The following is a 23,181-nucleotide window of genomic DNA, read 5'->3' on the forward strand; positions in this document are numbered from 1 at the left end:
GAGGGACTGCTCGACCACGTCACCGGCGAGCAGAGCCAGCGGCGTCCACGGCCCTTCTATCCCTTCGTGCACGTCATGGAGATCGACGAGCAGCTGCCAGACCTGCGAGGGCTGCTCCATCCGATAGAACCCCTCCAGCCGCTCCGGTAGTACAGCCAGAGCCCGGTCGAACCGTCGGACGTGGTGGCTGATCGACTTGACCGCCCGTTGCTGGCGGCCTGTGCTGATGTCGTACCGAGCCACCACGAACTCCCGCTGGATCAACACATCCCGTTGGCGCAACTGCCCCAGTTCGTAGCCCAGCACCGCCCGAATCCTTGCTGGGCTGCGCCCGTAGAGACCCGCGATCTCCTCTAGGAACGGCTCCTTCGCCGGCAGCGGCCCCCAGGCCTCGTCCGCGTTGACGTACTTTTCGACCAGGGCACGCACGAGTTCCCCGACTCGCTCCCGCCGCTCGGAGACTGCCGGGATCCTGTCCATCGCCCGGTCCAACTCTGCAAGATCCACACCGAACAGACGGGCCACCCGGTCCAGGAACGCTCCCTTGTGCGCAGGCACAATCCCCTGCTGTTCGAACCGCCGCCAGCCCTTGACCGTGACTCCCAGCCTCGCGGCTGCGGCTGCGGCCGTAAGCGCGGAAGCCCGCCGCAGATCGGCCACCGTCCATGTCTTTCGCCGCTCCGCTCGCATCAATGCGACGGGCGCCACTCCCAGCACCTTGGCCAAAGCCGCCACCCTGCGCGGATCCGGAACGGTTCTGCCGTTCTCGTAGGCGACGATCTGCGCCTTTGTAGCCCCAACCAGTGCAGCAAGCTCAGCCGCAGTCAGGCCCGACCGACCACCCGCACCTCTGTATCCCCACCGCAGGTCCTGCAGTGCACGTGGATTGAAGTCGGTAAGCCCCCGCGCCATCACCTGTCTCCCCTCGCAGACCGCTGAGCCACTTTAGAGGCCCTCAAAAGCCTGTGGCGCGGTGAACCAGATCCCATGCAAACCGCTTCCACCTGCGCCGATGTAAAATTAGAGTCCAGTAGGCTGGCATCCGGAACCTAAATAGGCGAAGTTGGTGACAGCGGAGCCTCATGTGCTACGAGCCGCGGTCACGGCCGCAAGCAGCTCAGACCCACATGTGGCAGCCCCGCACTCTCTCTAGGTTGCTGGCCGGTCGAGAGTGCAGGGCCGATGCGGTGAAGTCCGCGGGCTCCAGGGGCCCCTGATGTCAGGGGCCCCGCTCAGCTATTACGTTCCATCGAAGAACCTGGACCACAAAGTCCTGAGTACCTGGAACGCAAGCCAGCCGAAGAACGCCTTGGCGATCTTCCGGAGTCGCTTCCTCCAACCGCCCTCTTCCGGGCGGTCGGTTTCCATCGCAGTCACCTCCTCCCCGGGGGCGGTACCCCCGCCGTCGAGGGTGCCGGTGTCCTGGGAGGGGCCACGCCGAAAATGCTACCGGCATCCCGGACGCAACGGCCCCCCGCTCTGAAGCCGTGTAAACCCAAGCTCCGCTATGCAAAACCTCCATGACGTAGCAGCAGGAGACTGGCTCCAGTCCCTCTCAGGCCCCTGACGTGCACCTCTGTGGAGCGACGGTCAAGGTGGTGAGCCGACGCACACTCACCTCGCACGGAGGCTTCCCGGTTGCGAACAACGGAGCGCGCGTACACAAGGTGAAGCAACCGGCATGTCTCCCAGGGGCGGCGGCCGTGTCACGAGGGGATCGGGCGCCCCGTCAGTCCGGCTTCACGTTCGGTGTATCCCTTCTGGCCTGCAGACGCTTCGTTCACCCGGGACCTTCGTACGGCAGGCGGCAGAAGCCTCGTACCTGGGTTCACACGTTCGGATGAACTTCCGGAGCTCGTTCGGGCCCCTCCGAACGAGGGGGTGGGTGCGATCCCGGAGAGGGACGACAGTCAGGCCACTTGCTTCGGAGAGTGCAGCTCACGAGCAACGACACGGCTCGCCAGGGCTGAATAGCTTCCGCAAGCAGGACCCCGTTGGACCGGCCGTCTCTTGGTGTCCGCACAAGCGGCGGCTGAAGGGGAGGCGCGGGGGATCCGCGGGGATCCGCGGACTGTCCGGGTGTCGCCAGCCCAGCTGCAGGCAAACTCCAGATGACCATGGGCGCGCCATCCCTGAACGGCGGTTTACCCGGCCTGGCGGGCGCGCTGAGCCGATGGCTGTGCCCGCCAGGGCTGAAAGAGGCATTTAAGAACTCGAGGTCCAGATGGCCTGGCAGCCCCAACGCGACATGGAGGCGCCATCGGGTCGGCGCCCGTTCGAGTGCAGCATTCATGGAGATTTGCCGGGCCGTGGCTCGGCGAACCTGCGCGGGTTGAAGCCGTCGTGTCGACGGCTGCCTCAACTCATCCCCCTTGGTCGTGGTACGGCGGGGAGAGGTGGTTCATTGCCCAGGTCAAGTCGTCGGTCGCAGGATCGAGACTCCAGCGGTCGATAGTCCCGGCTGCGGACAACAAGTCCACGGCGTGCAGTAGTTCGGATACCGTCAGGCCACTCGCGCGAGTCAGTTGACCGATCTCGGTGATGCCGCCGGCCCGTTCCGGCACACTATGGGCGGCCAGAGCAAGGGCTACCAATCGAATCGCCGGAGGGCTCCTGCGAACCGGACGGGATTGATGGGCGCGCAGGGCCCAGTCCGCAGCACGGGCTCGCGCCTTGCGTCCGGCTACCCCGATCAGAGGATCTGTGAGCTGCGCGCTGCCGACGAAGCTGCCGTGGACGCTCTCGCGGATCCAGCGCATCTCCTCCAACTCCTGCCACGTGGCGGCGACCTGTGGCACAGCCAGGGCACGGATCAGGCCGGCCGGAAGCCGTACTCGGCCGGGCGGAGTCGAACGCAGCGCACATTGCAGGGCCAGGAGTCGGGCTTGGGGGCTGCAAGGTCCGAGAGAGGCGGCCAGAAAGCTGAGCATGTCCCGTACCAGTCTCCTCTCCATCCAGCCGGTGAGGGGTTTCCTGCTCCGTGACTGGGCAGGCGAAGGGTCGATGACCCGGTGCGCGGCGATGAGGGTGGTTTCCGGTACGGCTGAGGCATCGGGCATCGCCCGGGCACAGGCAGTGCAGGCGTCAGAGAGACGCCACAGCCGGCCCCCGTGTTCACGGGAGAGGACGAGCAGAAGAGGGCCGGTGCAGCCGCGGTGACGTGGGTGCCAGCGGCAGCCGCGTTCATGGCACTGGCAGGTCCGCAGGTGTGGCGGGAGCAGCGAGCATCGGGCGTGGCGGGCGAGGTGTGCGAGTGCGGCCGAGCGTGCGGTGCGGCCGTGAAGGGTTTCGGGCGCGGAGCTGCACTGGGGACAGACGAGCAGAGGGCCTTGAGGCTGAGGCCGCAGTTCGACGGTCCAGGTGCGGGGCGTCGGCGGGCGCGTGGTGCACAGCCTCATCTGCCGAGGGTCCTTCTCTGTGGGGCCCCTGGTCCGGATCTGAGTAGGACCAGCGGCGGGGGAGTGTGGTGATGGCGGCACACCGTAGTGCAGACCCCTGCCCTCCCGCCCGGGGCACTACCTGTGCAAATAGGGCAGACCTCTGCACTGACAGGGCAGGGGTCTGCACCATCGGATGGACGGGTGACGATCTTGCCGCCCGAACCGAACCTCGACGCGCTGCGCCAGCAGCTCGCGCGCCTCAGAGGCGACCGCGGCTGGACCTACGACCAACTCGCCGAAAGAACCGCCCTGTCCAGGCGCACCCTCATCGAAATCGAGCAGGGCCGCACCATCGGATCCCTCGCCACCTGGCATGCCCTCGGCCACGCCTTCGACGTCCCGCTCGGCGGCCTCTTCGCCGCCCTCTGCGAAGGCCACACGCCCCCCGGCGACACCTCGAAGTAGCTTCCTGCCCGGATCACCTGAACCGGCTACACGACAGGAACAGGCGATCGAACCCTCGGGCGCCAGTACCCCTCCGCTGAGCCGGACGAGGGATGATCGAGGCGCGGGCACCCCCAACGCGGCGCGTCACCTGGCACCTTCACCGCCATGCACCCCGCCCACCCCTCCAGTGGCCGCCACTGGGACGGCACCCCCCGCACCCCAAGCCGCCGCCGCGCTCTACGCGTAGCCGCCGACAGCCCCAGCCGCCTGCTGCGCATCGCACAGCGCGGCCCTTGCCGTGACTGCGGCAACCGGGTCGACTGGCACACCACCATCACCCGACGAGTCATCCCTCTCCACCCCGTCGAACTGCCGACCGCGATCGTCCCCGAAACCAACCGCTGGCACGTCGCCTCCGGCATCGCGCACCACGCAGACGACGGAACCTCCTGGTGCCGTATCTCCCACCCCACCCTGTGCCCCACCCACACCACGCCTCAGAGCCTTCCGCCCGCCCTCGACGCACTCCGCCGACGCCTCGCCCTGCACACCCGCCGACTCCTCGACACGGGCGTCTTCACCCCAGACAAGCCACCCGTCGCCGACCCGGCCACTCCAGGCGACTGCCGACCGGCCCGTCCCGTCGTCCAGCTCCTCTACGGGCGCTACCTCGCAGCCAGACCGGTCGAGGACATCCAATGCGTCGCCCAGACCGTGCGCCGCACCCGCTGCCCTCACCCCGTTCTCGCCCCCGGAACCGTTTCAGGAACATGGAGACTCGCCCCCGCCACGCTCGACCGGGCCCGTCGCCAGCTGACCCTGCCAGCAGCCGACATCGCCCTCTACGACCTCAGCCAGCTGTCCTACAGCGAGCAACTGCGCTGGCGCACCCAACACTGCCCCGCCCACGCCGCAGCCCCGAGCGCACCCGACCTCGCCCTTGCTGAATGGGAACCCTTCGACCCGCTGCTCCACCACGTATTCCTCGCCACCCGCCTGCCAAGAAGCCGGTACCAGCAACACCTTTAGGCGCTGTTCCCTCAGCTGTCCGAACCTGCCGCCGACCAGCCATCTGCAGAGCCTCCACGCGAACGTTTTCGCCGCCCGATCCGGAGCAGACCCGTTGTTCACCCCCACCGACGAACAGACCCAAGCAGCCGACCGCTTCCAGGCCGGCGACCACCTGGCCCTCCAGGCCGGCGCTGGTACGGGCAAAACTTCAACCCTGGCCCTGCTGGCCAAGAACACCCGCCGCCGCGGCCGCTACATCGCCTATAACCGTGCCATCGCCCGCGACGCCACCACCCGATTCCCCAGCACCGTCACCTGCAAGACCGCCCACGCCCTCGCCTACGCAGCCCTCGGCCACCGCTACGCCCGCCGTCTCGACGCACCCCGCCGGCCTGCATGGAGGACCGGGCAGGACCTCGGGATCACCAAGCCCGTCCGTATCGAAGGCCACGACCTCACGCCCACCACCTTGTCCAACAGCGTCCTGCGGGCCGTGACCCGCTTCTGCCACTCAGCCGACCCCGCCATCACCGACCACCACGTCCCGCCCCTACGCGGCCTCGACACCCCCACCGCCCGCAGCCAGCTCGCCGGCGTCGTCCTGCCCTATGCCCGCAAGGCCTGGGAGGACCTCCAGAGGCCCGACGACGGCGTCGTCCGCTTCGACCCCGATCACTTCCTCAAGATCTGGTCCCTCACCAACCCCAGAATCGCCGCCGACTTCCTTCTCCTCGACGAAGCGCAGGACACCAACCCCGTCGTCGAGCACATCTTCAACACCCAGCGGGACCACGCCCAGCTCGTCCTCGTCGGAGACTCAGCCCAGGCCATCTACCACTGGCGCGGCGCCAAAGACGTCATGACTGACTTCGACGGCACCCACCTCACCCTGTCCCGGTCCTTCCGTTTCGGCCCTCTCCTGGCTGCGGAAGCAAACCGCTGGCTCGCCATCGCCCAGACGCCCCTCCGCCTGACCGGCACCGACGCCATGCCCACCGAACTCGGCCCCCTCACCCGCCCCGACGCCATCTTGTGCCGTACCAACGTCGGCGCCATGAAACACGTCATGAACCTCCTCGCCGCCGGCACCAAAGTCGCCCTCGTCGGAGGCGGTGACAGCCTGCGCGCCCTCGCCCTGGCCGCCCGCGACCTCAAAGACGGACGCCGCACCCACCACCCCGAACTCGTCCTCTTCCCCACCTGGGGAACCGTCCAGGACTACGCCGCCCACGACCCTTCCGGGCGCGATCTCCAGCCCTTGGTCGACCTCGTCGACACCCATGGAACCGACGCCATCCTTACCGCCGTCAGCCGCCTCAACGCGGAGGAGCACGCCCAGGTCACCGTCTCCACCGCCCACAAGGCCAAAGGCCGCGAATGGGCACGCGTGCAGATCGCCGACGACTTCAGTCCACCCAAGGACACCGACCAGCAGGACAGCCAAGGCCGCCCCATTCCCGGACCGATCGACGACAGCGAAGCCCGCCTCGCCTACGTCGCCGTCACCCGCGCCCGTACACACCTTGACATCAACGGTCTCGCCTGGATCAACACACACCCCGACGGAAACCCGCAACACCAGCATCAGTGAACGCCACAAGCTGTACACCTGACTTCGGCGTTCAGAAAACTAGCCGGAGCGAAACTCCCGAGCACCGTGTCCCGTTCCTAGACCGAGTCCTGAAGTCAGCATCCCTACTACAGGGCCAACCGCCTTGCGGCTGGTTCGTACGCGATGTTGTGGCCACGTTGCTGTACAGCTGTCGGGGCGCCCCACCGTTGTGACCGAGGTGACGATTGACCGTGGACGGGCGGGCCGCCCGTGGCGTAACTTCCCTCTGCACGCAGGTCCGCGGGCACATTCCCGTTCCACGCCCGTAGGGGGGCCGCACCGTCATGTCCTCTTCTCCTCTCGGCGTTCTGCGCCCACGTCCTGCCCTGCCCGCCCAGGTGCCCGGCCCCAGGCGCGCCTTGCTCGTTGCAGTGTGCTTGCTGCTCGTAGCCGTCGCCGCATGCGATCTGTTCGCCGTGTACGCCGGCTTCCGGACTCACTTCTCGGTACAAGGAGACGGCGGCTTTCTGTTCGCCCGGCAGGATGAACTGGATGCGGCAGACGCCCTGTTCAGGAGGGTGGACCGGTTCTACGCTCCGGCGTTGACGGCTTGCGCCGCGGTCTTCGTCACCTGGTTCCATCGGATGCGGCGGGCCGCCGGAGCACTGGCACCGGATGGCTTCACGCGAGGTACGGGCTGGGCGATCGGAGCTTGGTTCGTGCCCATGGCATTTCTATGGATGCCGTACCGGATCGCTGTCGAGATGTGGGCCGCTTGCCTGCAGAGGACCGGCCGCGGAGCGACCGCCGGCGCCGCTTTCTGGCCGGTGAACCTCTGGTGGGGTACCTTCGCTGGTTCACTCTTGCTCCGTTGGTATTCAGGGTTCCGCCACAAACGGGCCGATGGCCTCGCCGAGGTGCTGGACACCGTGACCCTGGGAATGGTGGGCGACGCGCTGAACGTCGTCGCGGCTGGCGCGGCAGGGTACTTCGTCGTCCAGCTGACTCGCATGCAGGTCGTAGCCAGCCGTCGAAGGAGCGGTCCCATCCAAGCCCGGACTTCCTGACTCCTGGCTTGTCACTGCCGGGTTGGCGGCTGGAACGTCTACGTCCGGCTCATAGGGTGGGAAACCTCGCTGGTTCCGTGCATGCGGAACCGCGTGCCCGGGGCCGGAGCGGCGTCCTTTGGACGGCGGAGCCATCAGCGGGACGGCCGCCGAGGCCGTTCGAGCCTGGCCGGGGGCCTCCGCTCGCTCCAGGTGCACCCGCGCTCGTGGTCCACGGCGCCAAGGACACGTTCATGTCGGTCGACTCGTCTTGCAGGTATCTGCCGGCCGGCAGTCAGGCTGAACTGATGGAGCTCGAGGACGCGTAGTCATCGAGTGCGGCCTTAGCGATCTTGTCAGACGGGTCTCGTAATGCCTCTCCTTGACGTCGGTCCTTTCGGCCCAGAAGCCTCCTGTGACGCTCTGGGCCATGCGGCGGTCCACACTGGAGAGGTGCACAGCGGGCCGGCGTCGGTTTCGAGAGGCCGTCTTGTGGGCCGGTCGAGCCGAGCTGTGTGGATGGAGAAGACCACCGAGCCTGACGTCAGCGGCTCTTGCGTGGCCCGGCTGGTGAGCAGGAAGCGACCGCCGAGGCCGGGATACGGAGTCGTCAACTGGTTGGCTGTCATGCCGGTTTGCTGGTCGGAAGCGACTTCTCCGGACAACTCGTGAGCATCTCCGGCAAGAATGCTTTGGTCGACAAGCTTTCGTGGCACCCCGAGTTGGGTCTGTCCCGGCCTGTTCCTTGGTGCGGATAATGAGCCGCCGCGAGTGGCGGCGACATGCTGCGGTGCCTGCTGTGCGCAGAACCTGACAGATGGTTCCCTGTGAAGCCCGGAATTTATATGGCGTGCGTCACTCTGAAATGGGGCGTGTGTCCGGTTCGCTTGTGGTGGTCGGTCGGAGATGTCTGGTCTGCGTCGGCGTCTGTGGAGCATTTGTGCTGGTCAGGTGCGTTGACGAGGCGCCGCTTGGGGCGTTGGATCCCCTGACACAGGAAGATCACAGGAAGCGCTTTTGATCTTCACTTCACATGCATGTAGATCACATGTCATGCCGGACCGTGCGCTTCTCGTGTCCGGTTGAGCTGCGGGTGGGGAATGAACGTGAGATCGGGGCGTGCTCAGCGCGCCCGAAGAAGAGGGCGAGTACTCGCTCTGACAGCGGCCTGGGCCCTATTGGCCGGCGCCGCGCCAGCTCTGTCTGTCAGTCCTGCACTGGCGGATGACGTCCCGGTGCCTGCTCTCACGGAATCGGAGCAGGCCCTGAAGGAAGCCGCCGCCGCGGGTTCCCGGGTGGAGGTCGTGGGAGAGCGGACGGAGCGGGAGACCGTGTTCGCGAATCCCGACGGTGCCACGTTCACGCTGGAGAAGTCGATCGCTCCGGTCCGCGTCGACACGGGAAGCGGCTGGGCTAAGCCCGACGCGACGCTCGTACGCCACGAAGACGGATCCATTGGACCGAAGGCTGCCGTGGTGGATCTGTCGTTCTCCGGCGGCGGCGGCTCGGGCGAGGGCCTGGTGACGATGGGGCAGGACGGCCGGTCGGTGTCGATGGGTTGGCCCGGTCGTCTGCCTGAGCCGCGCCTCGACGGTGAGCGGGCCGTCTACGAGAACGTCCTGCCGGACGTGAACCTGATCCTGACCGCGACGGTCGAGGGCTTCCGCCAGGTGCTGGAGGTCGAGACTCCCGAGGCTGCGGCCCTGCCGGAACTCAAGTCGATCGAGTACGGCCTGAAGGCGGACGGGCTGCACCTGCGCGAGGGCGCGGTGGGCAGCGTCGAGGCTTTGGATGGCAACGGCCGGGTGGTGTTCCGGTCGCCGACCGCCCGGATGTGGAACTCGGCCGGTGACGACGGCGTCGAGTCCCCGGTTTCGGGGGCGAGCACGCAGAGTGCGGGATTCCGGGCGCTGTCCGGCATCTCCGCCGAGTCCGCCTCCTCGGCAGAGCCGGCACCGGAGCCGGTAGCCCCCCTTCAGGAGGGTGACCCCCTGGCAGGGCCGGGGGCCGGTGACGAAGCCGCACTGATGGATGTTGACCTGACACCGGGCTCGTTGACGGTCACACCTGCCGCCGACCTGGTCACCCGTACCGACGCGGAGGACTTCCCCCTCTACATCGACCCGTCGGCCGAGATGAACGAGGCGGAGCGCACGGTGCTGTCCTCGGACGGTGACGCCTTCTACAACTTCTCCGGCGGCGACAACGGCATGAGCGTCGGCAAGTGCGGCAGCGCGGTGGTCAACGGCGTGACGTACTACTGCGGCTCCGGCTACGTGAACCGCATGTACTTCGAGTTCGTCCCCACCAACCTCCAGGGCAAGCACGTCCTGGACGCCACCTTCCGTGTGACCGAGACGTGGTCGTTCTCCTGCAACCCGCGCTGGGTGGATTTGAAGCGCACCGAACCCATCTCCCAGTCCTCCAGGTGGCCGGGCCCCACAGCACTGGACCACCTGGGTGACCGCTACGTCTCGGCCGGTCGGGGAACGATGTGCTCACCCTCGCAGCCGCGTGCTGCGATCGAGTTCAACGACAATCCGGACGAGCCTGATGAGAACCTGACGGCGACCACCAAGTCGTTCGCCGACGGCAAGCTCAGCGTCCTGACCCTGAGGCTGTCGGCACAGGACGAGACGGACACGGAGGAGTGGAAGCGTTTCGACGACGACGCCGTCCTCACCGTCACCTACATGAGCAAGCCCGCGACACCGGCCGAGTACGGAGTCCTATCGGGCCCCACTCAGATCTGCAACAAGACCGAAGGCTCCCCGGCCACTCTCTCCGATCCGACGCCGATTCTCGTGGCAACGCCTCGTGTGGTTCCCGGTGGCGAGAGTGCCGCGATGCTGCGGGTGTACTTCGACGTCGACGGCAAGAACGCGGACGGTACCTGGTCCGACGCCCTGGAACCGACGACGGGATCGCTGGCCCCCACGACGGGTCACGTCGCCTACAGCACCACATTGAAGGACTTTCCAAGCCAGGTGAAGGACTGGAACGTCGCCCTCAAGGAGGGCACCCTCTACCGCTACCACGCCTTCACCCAGTCATTCCCCAACACGTCCTACACCGGGGCACTCAGCAGTGGCGTCACCCCCTGGTGCTATTTCAAGGTGGACTCCACCGCCCCCAAACCGCCGGTCGTCACGTTCGGGACTCCCTACTCCGAGTGCGTTACTGGCGGGTCTTGTGTGCCTGCCGGTGAGCCCGGTAAGACAGGCACAGTCACCTTCAGCCCGGCCTCCGGTGACGTGAACACCGGCTATCGGTACAAGCTGTCCCCGGACTCTGCCTGGAGCGGATGGAAAACCGCCACCTCCGGCTCGTACACCGCGACCATCACCCCTCTGGTATCCGGCGCCTTGATTCTGAACGTACAGGCCACGGACGCCCAGGGGCGTATCGGTAGTGAGAGGGCCGTCAAGTTCCTGGTGAACGAGGGAAGCGGGCACATCGGCCGTTGGAGCTTCAACGAGCCGTCTGGTGTCGCGTACGACAGTTCGACAGTGGATCCCGTGCTGCAGAACAACCTGACGCTCACCGCATCCGGCGCCACCCGGAACGACCACGGCCGGCGCGGCGAGCTCGCGGCGTCAGACGGTACGAAGACTCAGGACAAGGCCCTGTCCCTGTCGAGTGCGAGCCAGGGAGCCGCATCGACCACCAAGCAGGTGGTCGAGACACTCTCGGCCTATACCGTCACGGCCTGGGCCCGGCTCGATGCTGCCGGCTCCCTCAACGCCACCGTCGTCGGGCAGAACGGCAACCGGCACAGCGCCTTCTACATGGGCTACTGCGCGAACGTGAAGACCTGGTGCATCCGGCTGCCCGAGGCGGACTCCGACTCGGCCTCTCTCTCGGCCCAGCGGATCAACGCAACGAAGTCACCGCAGCTCGGAGCCTGGACCCACCTTGGCCTCGTGGTGGATCCGAGCCCGGCGAAGAAGACGATCTCCTTCTACGTCAATGGTGTCCTGCAGGGTCGCACGCCGTTTACCACCGGCGCCTGGGCATCCACTGGCGGCCTGCAGGTTGGACGGGCTAAGTATGCCGGCGCCTACGGCGACTACTTCCCCGGCGAAATCGACGAAGTGGCCGTCTGGCAGCGAGCACTGGTGGACGGAGACGTGAAGAAGGAAGCCGGGGCCAAGGCCGCGGACGGCAGCGGATACGTCGAGCTCGTTGCCCAGTACAACCCGAATAGTGGATCCGGTTCCGCACTGCAGGACAGCAGTGGATACGGCAACGCACTGAGCCTGTCCGGTGGCGCTGCGCTGGGAAGCGAGGGCATCAGTCTCGACGGCGTGGACGGCTCCGGCTCAACGGCCCGGCCGCTCGTGGACGATACCGGCTCCTTCACAGTGTCCACCGCGGTGAACGTGACCACGGCAAAGCTGAAGACAATGCCTGACGGTTCCCGGATGCAGGTCCTGGGGCAGCAAACGGGCACAGGTTCCTCGTGGGGCATCTGGTTTGAAAAGACCGGCATGCAGGAGCAGATTGTCGAACCGACCGATCCGGAAAAACTGCCGACCACGGAGCTGGTTCCGGTGGGGCGCTGGTTCTTCGGCCGCTGGTCTTCGGATGGCTCGGGCTCGGTGCAGAGCGATGAGCTTCTCACACCCAGCGGCGAAGTCCGGCTGACAGGTGTCTACGACGCCACAACGGGGACAGTTCGTCTTTACACCGGCACGACCCGGCAGGGTGATCCGAAGGCCTACCAGGCCACGCTTGGCTCGGGCTTCAGCATCGGAAAAGAGTGGACCGGGACCACCTGGGGGAGCTACCTGCCCGGCACGATCAGCGACATCCGCCTGTGGGCGGGAGCGCTGAGCGACGAAAACCAGGTGCTTGCCGTCGTCGGTCCCTGATCCGGCGAAGCACTCTCATTCCCAGCTAGAGCAACGGGGCGGGGGCCCACGATCACGCCCCCGCCCCGTCACCGCAGCTTGCCCGCGTGCCCGTCCCGGGCCGCTGTTTCCTCATCCCGATCGAAGATCAGAAGGAGTCGTTCCGTCGTGTCCAGACGTACACGTCTGCGCAGACGCCGAGGTGCCGTGATCGGCGCCCTGGCGTTGGCGTTGTCCATACCCACACCGCTGGTGCCCTTGGCCCAGGCCGTACAAGTTCCGGGTCGCCCGGAGGTCCCCGCCTCCGCACCGGTGAAGGTGCACGCCGTCACCGAACCGGGCGCGAAGAAGGAACGTGCCAAGGTCGCGCAGGATCGGGCGGCCAACCGCCGCCTGTCGGACCTGGCAGACCAGGAGCGCGCCCAGAACGCCTGGCCGAAGGCACAGACGCTGACCGGCCGACTGACCTCGACCCCGGCCCCCGACAGCACCGCGCTGGTGCGCCTGCGCGGTGTGGAGAGGACGGGAGAGGCCCGGTTCGTCCGGCACCCCGCAGCCGGCACTTCGACAGTGAAGGTGCTCGGCCAGAAGGCAGCCCGAGCGGCCGGCGTGACCGGCGTGCTGTTCACCGTAGCGGCCCAAGACGCAGGGGCTGCAAAAGTCGAGGTCGACTACAGTTCCTTCGGTTCCGCGATCGGTGGCGCCTGGGCCACCCGTCTGGGTCTCGTGTCACTGCCGTCGTGTGCGCTGACCACCCCCCAGAAGGCCGAATGCCGCACGACAACGCCGGTCGTCTCGGAGAACAAGGCCAAGGACCAGACGGTCACCGCGAACCTGGCACAAATCAGTACCGCACCCCAGGTGCTGGCCCTCACGGCCACGACGACAGGCGGCTCGGACAAGGGCGCGGGCGACTACAAGGCCACCCCGCTGGCAAGTTCTTCCTCCTGGGAGGCCGGCGGCTCCTCGGGCTCGTTCACCTGGTCCTACCCCATCTCAGTCCCGCCGGCAGCGGCCGGCCCCACCCCGTCTCTGGGGCTCTCCTATGACTCGGGCAGCGTGGATGGCCGGACGGCGAACACCAACAACCAGGGCTCCCTGGTCGGTGAAGGTTTCGACCTGACCTCGTCGTACATCGAGCGCAAGTACGGCTCGTGCGACGACGACGGCCAGACCGGCAAGCACGACCAGTGCTGGAAGTACGAGAACGCCTCTCTCGTGCTGAACGGCAAGGCCACCGAACTCGTCAAGGACGACACCAGCAACCACTGGCGGCTGAAGAACGACGACGCCTCCATCGTCACCCATGCGACCGGCGCCGACAACGGCGACGAAGGCGACGGCATCGACGGCGCCGGCGAGTACTGGAAGGTCGTCACCGGCAGCGGCACCACCTACACCTTCGGCCTGAACAAGCTCGACGGTGCCGGCACCGAGCGCACCAACTCGGTGTGGACCGTCCCGGTCTTCGGCGACGACAGCGGCGAACCTGGCTACTCGGCCGGCACGTCCCCCTCCGGCCGTGCCAAGCAGCAGGCATGGCGCTGGAACCTCGACCTGGTCGAGGACATCCACGGCAACTCCTCCACCTACTGGTACACGGCGGACACGAACTACTACGCGAAGGACGGCGACAAGACCGCGCTTGCCGCCTACACCCGCGGCGGGTACCTGAACGAGATCCGCTACGGCCAGCGTTCCGACACGCTGTTCACCGGCACCGCCTCGGGCAAGGTGACCTTCGGCTACAAGGAACGCTGCAAGGACATCGGCGGGGGCTGCGACGCCCTGACCGAGGACACGGCCAAGAACTGGCCCGACGTGCCCTTCGACTCGATCTGCACCGCGAGCGAAACGGACTGCAAGGCCATCGGCCCGGCGTTCTTCACCCGGAAGATCCTGACCAGCATCAACACCCACGTCTGGTCCACGGCCGCCGAGCCCGACGCCTACCAGCCGGTCGACACCTACACCCTGACCCAGGACATCTTCGACGGCCAGGACATCGGCAACAGCTCCGACCAGGTCTGGACGCTGACCGGACTGAAGCGGACCGGCAAGAACGGCACCGCCCTCGACCTGCCGACCATCGGCTTCACCTACCAGCAGCGCGCCAACCGCGTCGAACAGGCCAGCACGGAGGAGCCAGACGATGTCGTGCCGCTGACCCGCCCGCGGATCTCCACCATCACCTCGGAGACCGGCGCGATCACCACCGTCGCCCTCTCCGAACCGGACTGTCTCCGCGGCTCGAAGATGCCCGCATCCGAGGACAACAACACCCTCTCCTGCTACCCGGTCTACTGGCCGATCAACGGCGGCGCCACGGAACTCGACTGGTTCAACAAGTACCGGGTCATCGCGGTCACCACCGCCGACACCGGCGGCCGCAGCGTGCCCGTGGAAAACGCCTACACCTACGAGGGCCCGGCCTGGCACTACAACGACGACCCCTTCACCAAGGAGAAGGAACGCACCTGGTCGTCCTGGCGCGGCTACCAGAAGGTGACCGCTCAGACCGGAGCGGCCGGCAACACCCGCTCCAAGACCGTCAGCCTGTATATGCAGGGCATGCACGGTGACCGCCGCCTGGCCAAGGACGCCAACGGAAGCCCGTTGACCAAGAGCGTCACCGTCCCGGGCATCGACATCGACAACGTCGCGGGCAGCACCGGCGACGAGCTGACGGTCGGCGACGTCACCGACAGCGACCAGTACGCCGGCCAGCTGCGCCAGCAGATCACCTACAACGGCACCCTCGCGGTCGGCAACCAGGTCAACGACCTCTGGTACCAGCAGACCGCCAGCCAGCAGAAGTCCTACGCCCACATCACGGCCGGCTACGTCCGCACCGCACGCACCTACTCCAACACCTACCTGACCGCCGCAAAGAAGTGGCGCACCACAGCCGTCAGCACCACCTACGACGGCTACGGCATGGCCATCCGGTCGGACAACCACGGCGACTGGTCGACCGCCGGCGACGAGACCTGCACCCGCACCTGGTACGCACGCAACGACGCCAAGGGCCTCACCAGCCTGGTCTCCCGCACCCGCACCGTCGGCCAGGCCTGCTCGGTCACCGACGACCTGCTGAAGATGCCCACCAGCATCACCCACAAGTACACGCCCGCCGAGGCCCCGGACCAGCGCGGCGACGTCCTGTCCGACACCGCAGTGGTCTACGACGCCCCCGCTGCCACCGGCTGGACCGCCGACCAGACACTCACCCTCGGCCTGCCCACCTGGACCGGCCGCGCCAAGGGCTACCCGGCCACGGTCGCCGGCAGCACCGCCGACCGGCACCCCACCGGCTGGCAGATGCTGACCAAGGCCACCTACGACGGCGCCACCGCCAAACTCGGCCGCCCCCTTTCCGTGACCGACACCGCCGGCAAGGTCACCACCACGGCATATGTCCCGGCCACCACAGGCCCCCTCACGGCCATGATCGTCACGAAGCCGCAGCTCGCCAACGGCCAGGCCCACAGGACCTACACCTACTACGATCCCGCGCGCGGCTCGGTCACCCAGACCCTGGACGCCAACCTCAAGCGGACCGACAACACCTACGACGCGCTCGGCCGCATCACCGCGACCTGGGCCCCCAACCGCTCCAAGTCCGGAGGCGACACCGCCACCGCCACCTTCGGCTACGGCATCAACCAGACCAAGGACCCCTCATGGACCTCGGTCTCCACCCTCAAGGCCGACGGCCAGTCCTACACCACCAGCTACAGCCTGTTCGACTCCCTGCTCCGCCCCCTCCAGACCCAGGCCCCGGCCCCCAACGGCGGCCGGATCCTGACCGACACCCGCTACAACGACCGCGGCCTGGCCTACGAGACCTACGCCGACATCTTCGACTCCACCACCGCACCCACCAGCACATACACCCGTGCCGAGTACGGCGGCGCACCCCAGCAGTACAACGTGGAGTTCGACGGCCTCGGCCGCCCGGTGAAGTCCACCCTCCTGGTCAAGGGCGTGCCCAAGTTCAACCCGGTCCTCACCACCTACACCGGTGACTCGGTGGCCACCACCGCCCAGCAGGGCGGCACCGCCACCCGCACCATCACCGACGTTCTGGGCCGTACCACCGAGACCCGCGCCTACGCCGGCACCCAGCCCGACGACACCGCCTACGGCGCGACCCTGGGAGCCTCCTACACCTCCGTCAAGTACGGCTACTTCCGCGACGGCAAGCAGAAGCAGGTCACCGGGCCCGACAACGCCAAGTGGTCCTACACCTACGACCTCTACGGCCGGCAGGACACCGCGAGCGACCCCGACAAGGGCACGTCCAGCACGTCCTACACCGATCTCGACCAGATCCAGACGACCAAGGACGCCGAACAGCGAGTTCTCGTCTACGGCTACGACGAACTCGGCCGCAAGACCGGCCTCTGGCAGAACAGCGCGAGTGATGCCAACCGCCTCGCGGAGTGGACCTACGACTCGCTCCTCAAGGGCCTGCCCGACGCCTCCATCCGCTACACCGGCGGCAAGAACCAGACCGGCAGCAAGACCTACACCAAGAAGGTCACCTCTTATGACTCCATGAGCCGGCCGACCACCACCACCCTGACCCTCCCCGCCGACGACGCCCTGGTCACCTCAGGAGCCGTCACCGCCACCACCACAGCCAAGGTCAACTACCGCCTCGACGGCACGGTCGGCAGCACCACCGAACCGGCCGGCGGCGGCCTCACCGGCGAGATCGTCAGCACCGACTACAACCCCTACGGCCTCCCGATCGGCCTCTCCGGCGCCTCCGGCTACCTCCTGGGCGCCTCCTACACCGACCTGGGCCAGGTCCAGCAGCTCACCCTGGGCCCCTCCACCGCCGTCGGCACCAAGAAGGTCTTCCTCACCAACTTCTACGAGGAAGGCACCGGCCGCCTCACCGACGCCGACGTCGACGACCAGACCCGCGGACCCGTACGCGACACCGCCTACACCTACGACCCCGCCGGCAACGTCACCTCCATCTTCGACCACGCCAGCACCGGCAACGGCGCCGACTTCCAGTGCTTCACCTACGACGGCCAGCGCCGCCTGACCGACGCCTGGACACCCAAGACCGCCGACTGCGCCACCACCGGCCGCACCGTCGCCAACCTCGGCGGAGCCGCCCCCTACTGGACCTCCTACACCTACAACACAGCAGGCCAGCGGGCCACGGAGAAGCAGAACACCACCACCCCTGTCACCCGCACCTACTGCTACAACACCCCCCGCACGCACGCGCTGAAGGCCACCACGACCGACGGCAACTGCACCGACGAGACCACCCGCTACACCTACGACGCCACCGGCAACACCACCGCCCGCGTCGAAACAGTCGGCAGCACCACCACCCAGTCCCTGACCTGGTCCGCCGAAGGCAAGCTCACCAAGCTCACCGAAGGCACCACCACCACGGACTACCTCTACGACGCCGACGGCCAGCTCCTCATCCGCCGCGCCTCCGGCACCAGCGGTGAGACCGTCCTCTACCTCGGCGCCACCGAAGTCCACCTCAAGGGCACCAAGAAATGGGCCAACCGCTACTACACCGCGGCCGGCTCCGCTATCGCCCTGCGCACCAACGAAACCGGCACCGAGAAGCTCCACTTCCTCGCCGCCGACCACCACGGCACCGGCAACCTCTCCCTCACCGCAGACACGACCCAGACCCTCACCAAGCGCTACACCACCCCCTTCGGTGCCATTCGTGGCGCTACCAGTGGTACGTGGCCGGACGACAAGGCATTCCTCGGCAAGACCGCTGATACGGGTACCAACCTCACCCACATCGGCGCCCGCGAATACGACCCCACCCTCGGTCAGTTCGTCAGCGTCGACCCGGTCCTCAGCGTGGATCTCCCGCAGTCGCTCAACGGCTACGGCTACGCGGGCAACAGCCCCGTGACCCTCACCGACCCCACGGGAATGCGAGAGGTCTGCGGGGATTATGAAGGCGCGTGCAACCCGGTCGACCACAACAACAACGGGACCGACAACACCGACGGTAACCCCGAAACGAGCGACGAGAAGGGCACAACTGGAGACTCGAGCGGCACTGCGACCACCACTGGCGGCGGTGGAGGCGGCGGCACGGGCGGCGGATCGGCACCGCCATCCGAAGACGTCAATGATGGCCCCGTCCAGGTTCTTTTCGGGTCGGGGCATGCGATTGCGCAAATAGGCGAGTGGGGGATGAAAGTAGGATATCCACTCTGCTGGTTTGGGTGGGAAGACTGCGAAGTCGCTGATTCCTATGACGAATGGGCCGCATCTAACGGCGCGGATTCGGGCGACCCGTTTTACCAGCAGGGTTCCTCTGATGTCTATAATAATTCTCTTGCCGCCGTAGGCGCCAGAGGGGCGGGCGTCAGAGGAGTGCAGGTCGGCAACTGCTTCCTTGCTGGAACGCTCGTCTTCATGTCCGACGGCACCACGAAAGAAATCCAGGATATTGAGGTCGGCGATAAGGTACTAGCGACCGACCCTGAAACTGGAGAATCCGGTGCACGGCCGGTCACCCAGCTGATCCGCACCCAGGAGACCAAGCACCTCAACACGCTGTCCATCGAGACCCCTGACGGAGTCAAGGACCTCACGGCCACAGCGGAGCACCCCTTCTGGTCGCCGTCACAGCACGCCTGGGTCGCCGCCAAGGGTCTGAAACCTGGCATGACCCTGCTGACGGACAAGGGCAATACTGTCGCCGTCAAGGGGAATTACGCCTTCGTAAAGTACGTAAAGACGTACAACTTCACCGTTGACGGTCTTCACACGTACTATGTCCTTGCGGGCAAAACTCCGATCTTGGTCCACAACACCTGCGGTAAGGTGCCGCATCTCAGCACTGATCTCAGCAGGGCGACCTACCTTCGGCGGCTTCTCCTGAAGGATGTAAAGGGTAATTTTGCCGCAGGGAGGCTCGAGGATGGAACGATTCTGGTTGGACGATCCGGATCCGGCATTCACGCCGAGGAAGACATCCTCAGGCAGGCCGGCAGCAGGAGTGTAGTCGAGGTGTACTCTGAACGTCAGCCATGCGCGAATAAGTGCGAGGGGCTAATGGCGGATAGGGGCATTAAGACCTCATGGTCGTGGGATTGGAACGGGATGGACCATTCCGCAGTGACAAAAGAAATTGAAGCGTACATGAGGGGAGTTGTACGCTAAGCAGATGAGGGGGTGACGCCGCACCCAGGCGTCACCCCCTATCTAATTCTATAATTCGATCCAATTCGGGAGTTTTTTTAGATGTCTGACGCACCCGGCGACGGATGGCCGAAATTTAATATTGTTCGACTTTCCTCTGGTAGCGATTGGGATGGGGCGCCTGTTGAACTCCAGGTGCCTGAAGCGTTGATCGCGTTCTCGTATCGAGCCGCAGAGTCGTTGACCGCCATGGATGGGCCGACGCCTAGAAGATTTTTTAAATTCGGATCTACTGGGCTTTTCGGCAGCCTCCTCTTTGATTCGAAGACAGGCTCTGTGGTGCAGCATCAAGAAGGCGCCCGCGGGGTAAGTCTTGTCAGCACTTCAATCGCCGCCTTTAATGAGATCGTAAAGAAGGTGATCGAAACGTTTCCATTTTACTCTACGAGTGAGGACGGTGACGAGATGGAGGTGGCCGCGGCAAAGGTTAAGGAGATCGTATGCTCGGAGGACCCGGAGGCCTATTTCGCCGGAGGATTCTGGGAGACGTTCGTTAGCGATATCGAAATGGGTGATTATTCTACAGAGGAGGTGATCGGGTGATTTTTTGACCGGTCTCCACTGCTATGCGCGTCGATTTCTCTCGACCTCGCGCCAGGGCTTGCCGAATGGTGGCAGCCGGGGAAAATTTGACGAAGTGATAGTTTTTTCCGCTTCAATGAATTTCGCTCCACCGGTCCTCCATCGTCCGCATCCATGCCCGTCAAGACTCGTGACATCTACACCGACCTGTACCAGCACCACCGCAGTTACGTGTGGGGCAACCGGTCCGATATCGTGAGCCTGCGCGACGACCGCAGCCGCACTGACGACACCGAGTCCAGTGGTCACCATTGCCGTCACTGAGCCGTTTTCATCCTGTCTCTGTGGGGTGAAGCATCAGGTCAGCAGGGGTGCGCAACGAGACGAGGCTCCTGGTCGTTGCGTGGTGTTCTCTACGCACCACGCATCGTCCGAGGAGCCTCGCTTGGTCCCGTATCGTGCCACGGTCGACGTCCCGCACGAGCTGGTTGAGCACATTTCCTGGTTCATCTACACACGAAGGTATGAACGCCGTTCGCGCTGGCGGAAGCTGGGCCGCTTCCAGCAGGCCCTGCTCGCGCTGGTGCACCTGCGCAAGAACGAACCGCTACCCGCCCTGGCAGCCGGATTCGGCATCTCGACAGCCACTGAGCCTTTTCCATCCTCACCCTGAGCTGGTCAGATGAAGGGTGAGGGCGGCTTGGACGAGGCTGGTGATCCGGGTAGTCGAGCACCGCAGTTTGCGGAGGAGCCGCCAGGACTTGAGGGTGGCGACTGCCTTCTCGACGAGGGTTCGGATCTTCGCGTGGGATCGGTTGACCGCTTGCCGGCCAGAGGAGAGGGTCTCCCATCGTCCCCAGTACGGGATGCGGACCGTGCCGCTGGCACCTCGGTATGCCTTGTCGGCCCAGCACGGGATGTCTGCCTCGGTGAGGGCGTCGACGATGCCGTGTTCGCGGGCCGCGCGGATGTCGTGGACGGCGCCGGGCAGGGCCGCTGACGCCCACAGCAGCCGGCCGAAGGGATCGGCGAGGATCTGCACGTTCATCCCGTGCTTCCTGTGCTTGCCGGAGTAGAACGGCCGGTCCGCGGCGATGCGGTCGATGGGCAGAAGGGTGCCGTCCAGGATCAGGTACGCCTTCGTCGACGCGGCTCGCACCGCGTCGGTCAGGCCGGGGGCGAGAGCGGCCAGGAGCTCGACCGCCTCGGTGACGTAGCGGTAGGCCGTCGTTGTGCCGATGCCGAACCCGGCCGCGAGCTGGGTGTAGGTGTGGCCCATCCGCGGATGGGCGAGGGTGAGCAGGGCCTGGCGGCCGACGCTCAGGCGCCGCCACCGGGAGCCGATCGCGCGGCGGTGGCGCCGCAGCTGCTGCGTGAGGAAGCGGAGGGCGGAGCTGGACACGTCGACGCCCGACGGGTAGACAAGCACATGAAGCCTTTGGTGGAGACGGTTCTCTTGGTCGAAAACCCATCTACCAGGGACTTCACCGCGTTGTCAGCCCAACAGCCGTACTCCAGAAGCAGGTTGGAAAAGGCTCACGGTCCTGCCCGGAGCCATCCAGGTGTCGGTGTACGGATTTTTCTCCCCAGCCGCGTACGGACGAACTTCCCCAGCTCTGACCGCGGGCAGCAGCACTGCAGAGGATCTCGGTTGAGATCGATGTCCTGACCAAGGACACTCGCGCGATGAGCGACAGCGCATCGTCTGAACCGATCGAGCGAGGGTGGGACGAGCCCTGGTATCGGGTCCGCATGGAGGACTTCCAGGCGTCGTTCCTACCCAGCGACGGCGAGGACCTGGACGAGGTCTGCAACGTCGATGTCTTCGTGACTCTGAAGGATGGATCTCGTTGGACCGCGACCGTGTTCACCATCGCGGAAGTCGAGCGCCTGATGAAACTCTGGGCAGGAACCGACGAGGCATTCGGCGGCCGGTACTTCTGGGTCTCGGACGGCCTGATCGTCAGGGATCCCGGCATCGACAACATGACCGGCGTGATCGCCGGACTGATCGAGAACGGCGAGTTCTCCGAGATCTTTCAGCGGGCGATCAGCAACTGATCAAGTACTCGGCCGTCGGAAGCGCTGTGATGTGATCAGGAGTTCTGAGCCCCAGACCAGACCGGCCTGGAGTGGGACAGCAAGAATCAGGGTGTTTTCAGACGCCAGTGGCCGGAGCCACCGACCGATGCCCGGCTTGGCCCATACCGCCGAGCTGCCGCACGTCTCATGGACGGAGACGAACAGATCGGCGTGCTCGTGATCCGAGTCACCACTTGGTGGTGGAGAGAAGGGCCCTTCTGGCGAAGGCGGTGGGGCAATCCGCAAGAGCTTCCCGAGTGGGCGTTGTCCTGCGTCGCCCCAACTCAGCAGCTGCCCGACTTCGACGACGGGATCATCTCCGCTGACCAACTCGACGAGGAGCTTGCCAACTGGTCAGAGGGGATCTTTCGACTGCGGGGCCAGCAGTTCAGCCTCGTCTGGCTCGGCGAAGACGAAACCGGCGCTGCCCACAGGAAGCACGGCTGGACGGCCGACTGACCACCCTTGCCCTCATCGGGACAAAAATTTGGGACGTTCATCCGTACGCGGCTGGGGAGGAAAGCCCGTACGCCGACATCTGCTCGGCGCGTCAAGCCATCGACCACACCCCGGCCGGCGATCTGCCCATGACGACCAGCCCTTCCGACCTCACGGCACTGACCACCTCTGCCGGGGAGCCGGTGACCGTCTATGCCACCTACGCCTCCCTGCCCACCATCGTCACCGCCCACCGGGCTCACGCACTGCCCCCCTGGGACCTGGTGGTCGTTGACGAAGCCCACCGCACCGTCGGCCGCCTCGGCAAAGCCTGGGCAGCCATCCACCACGACGACCAGGTCCCTGCCCACCACCGCCTCTACCTCACAGCCCCCCCGCATCTGGGATGCCGACGCAGACGCCGATCAGGCCGGAGATGCCGAGACCGTCGCCTCCATGGACGACGAAACCCTCTTCGGCCCCGTTGCCTATCGCCTCACTCTCTCCGACGCCATCGACCTCGGCTTGCTCGCCGACTACTGAGGACTTTCAGCGTTGACGCTCCAGAGTGAGGACGGCGGCGGCGATGGCCGTCATGCGGTTGGGGCTGCAGCGGGCTTTGCGGAAGATGCGCC

Annotated in this window: 13 protein-coding genes and 3 pseudogenes; 12 read left to right on the plus strand and 4 right to left on the minus strand. The window is 66.1% G+C overall.

Features of this window, described 5'->3' with window-relative positions; all coding sequences use genetic code 11:
• Positions 1-495: 495 nt before the first annotated feature.
• Both ABZ318_RS15590 and ABZ318_RS15595 read right to left on the minus strand, forming a co-directional pair.
• Positions 496-912 (minus strand): annotated as a pseudogene (locus ABZ318_RS15590) (helix-turn-helix transcriptional regulator); the annotation flags it as partial.
• A 1,451-nt stretch (positions 913-2,363) separates the two neighbouring features.
• Positions 2,364-2,759, minus strand: coding sequence for a hypothetical protein (locus tag ABZ318_RS15595; protein WP_356902991.1), 396 nt, complete (start codon positions 2,757-2,759; stop codon positions 2,364-2,366).
• An 822-nt stretch (positions 2,760-3,581) separates the two neighbouring features.
• On the opposite strand from ABZ318_RS15595, the gene ABZ318_RS15600 reads away from it, so the two are divergent.
• From ABZ318_RS15600 to ABZ318_RS15640, 9 genes and pseudogenes are all read left to right on the plus strand, one after another.
• Positions 3,582-3,845: a helix-turn-helix transcriptional regulator gene (locus tag ABZ318_RS15600; RefSeq protein ID WP_356902992.1), complete on the plus strand. Its 264-nt coding sequence runs from the start codon at positions 3,582-3,584 to the stop codon at positions 3,843-3,845.
• A 147-nt stretch (positions 3,846-3,992) separates the two neighbouring features.
• Positions 3,993-4,856: a DUF6083 domain-containing protein gene (locus ABZ318_RS15605; protein ID WP_356902993.1), complete on the plus strand. Its 864-nt coding sequence runs from the start codon at positions 3,993-3,995 to the stop codon at positions 4,854-4,856.
• 94 nt (positions 4,857-4,950) lie between these two features.
• On the plus strand, positions 4,951-6,429 hold the full coding sequence (locus ABZ318_RS15610) for a UvrD-helicase domain-containing protein (RefSeq protein WP_356902994.1): 1,479 nt from the start codon (positions 4,951-4,953) through the stop codon (positions 6,427-6,429).
• A gap of 398 nt (positions 6,430-6,827) precedes the next feature.
• Positions 6,828-7,457 (plus strand): DUF4328 domain-containing protein, encoded by a 630-nt coding sequence (locus ABZ318_RS15615; protein WP_356902995.1) that lies wholly within the window; start codon positions 6,828-6,830, stop codon positions 7,455-7,457.
• Positions 7,458-8,671: 1,214 nt separating this feature from the next.
• A complete protein-coding gene (locus tag ABZ318_RS15620) occupies positions 8,672-12,310 on the plus strand; it encodes a LamG domain-containing protein (protein ID WP_356902996.1) in 3,639 nt (1,212 codons plus the stop codon).
• A 147-nt stretch (positions 12,311-12,457) separates the two neighbouring features.
• Complete coding sequence (locus ABZ318_RS15625) at positions 12,458-19,465, plus strand: polymorphic toxin-type HINT domain-containing protein (protein WP_356902997.1); 7,008 nt, start codon at positions 12,458-12,460, stop codon at positions 19,463-19,465.
• An 81-nt stretch (positions 19,466-19,546) separates the two neighbouring features.
• Positions 19,547-20,047, plus strand: a complete 501-nt coding sequence (locus ABZ318_RS15630; protein ID WP_356902998.1) for an SUKH-4 family immunity protein — start codon at positions 19,547-19,549, stop codon at positions 20,045-20,047.
• 153 nt (positions 20,048-20,200) lie between these two features.
• Positions 20,201-20,350: a hypothetical protein gene (locus ABZ318_RS15635; protein ID WP_356902999.1), complete on the plus strand. Its 150-nt coding sequence runs from the start codon at positions 20,201-20,203 to the stop codon at positions 20,348-20,350.
• Positions 20,351-20,429: 79 nt separating this feature from the next.
• Positions 20,430-20,675: pseudogene (locus ABZ318_RS15640) on the plus strand (transposase family protein); the annotation flags it as partial.
• Between the two features lie 15 nt (positions 20,676-20,690).
• Here the strand turns inward: ABZ318_RS15640 and ABZ318_RS15645 are convergent.
• On the minus strand, positions 20,691-21,455 hold the full coding sequence (locus ABZ318_RS15645) for a transposase family protein (RefSeq protein ID WP_356903000.1): 765 nt from the start codon (positions 21,453-21,455) through the stop codon (positions 20,691-20,693).
• A 257-nt stretch (positions 21,456-21,712) separates the two neighbouring features.
• Between ABZ318_RS15645 and ABZ318_RS15650 the strand changes: the two genes are divergently transcribed.
• From ABZ318_RS15650 to ABZ318_RS15660, 3 genes are all read left to right on the plus strand, one after another.
• Entirely contained in the window at positions 21,713-22,087 is a 375-nt protein-coding gene (locus ABZ318_RS15650) for a hypothetical protein (protein WP_356903001.1), read from the plus strand.
• A 168-nt stretch (positions 22,088-22,255) separates the two neighbouring features.
• Entirely contained in the window at positions 22,256-22,567 is a 312-nt protein-coding gene (locus ABZ318_RS15655) for a hypothetical protein (protein WP_356903002.1), read from the plus strand.
• 270 nt (positions 22,568-22,837) lie between these two features.
• Positions 22,838-23,089, plus strand: a complete 252-nt coding sequence (locus tag ABZ318_RS15660; RefSeq protein WP_356903003.1) for a hypothetical protein — start codon at positions 22,838-22,840, stop codon at positions 23,087-23,089.
• Between the two features lie 6 nt (positions 23,090-23,095).
• Here ABZ318_RS15660 and ABZ318_RS15665 read toward each other — a convergent pair.
• Positions 23,096-23,181, minus strand: a pseudogene (locus ABZ318_RS15665) (IS5/IS1182 family transposase); the annotation flags it as partial.

The organism is Streptomyces sp. NPDC006197 (assembly GCF_040613865.1).
Taxonomy (GTDB): domain Bacteria; phylum Actinomycetota; class Actinomycetes; order Streptomycetales; family Streptomycetaceae; genus Streptomyces.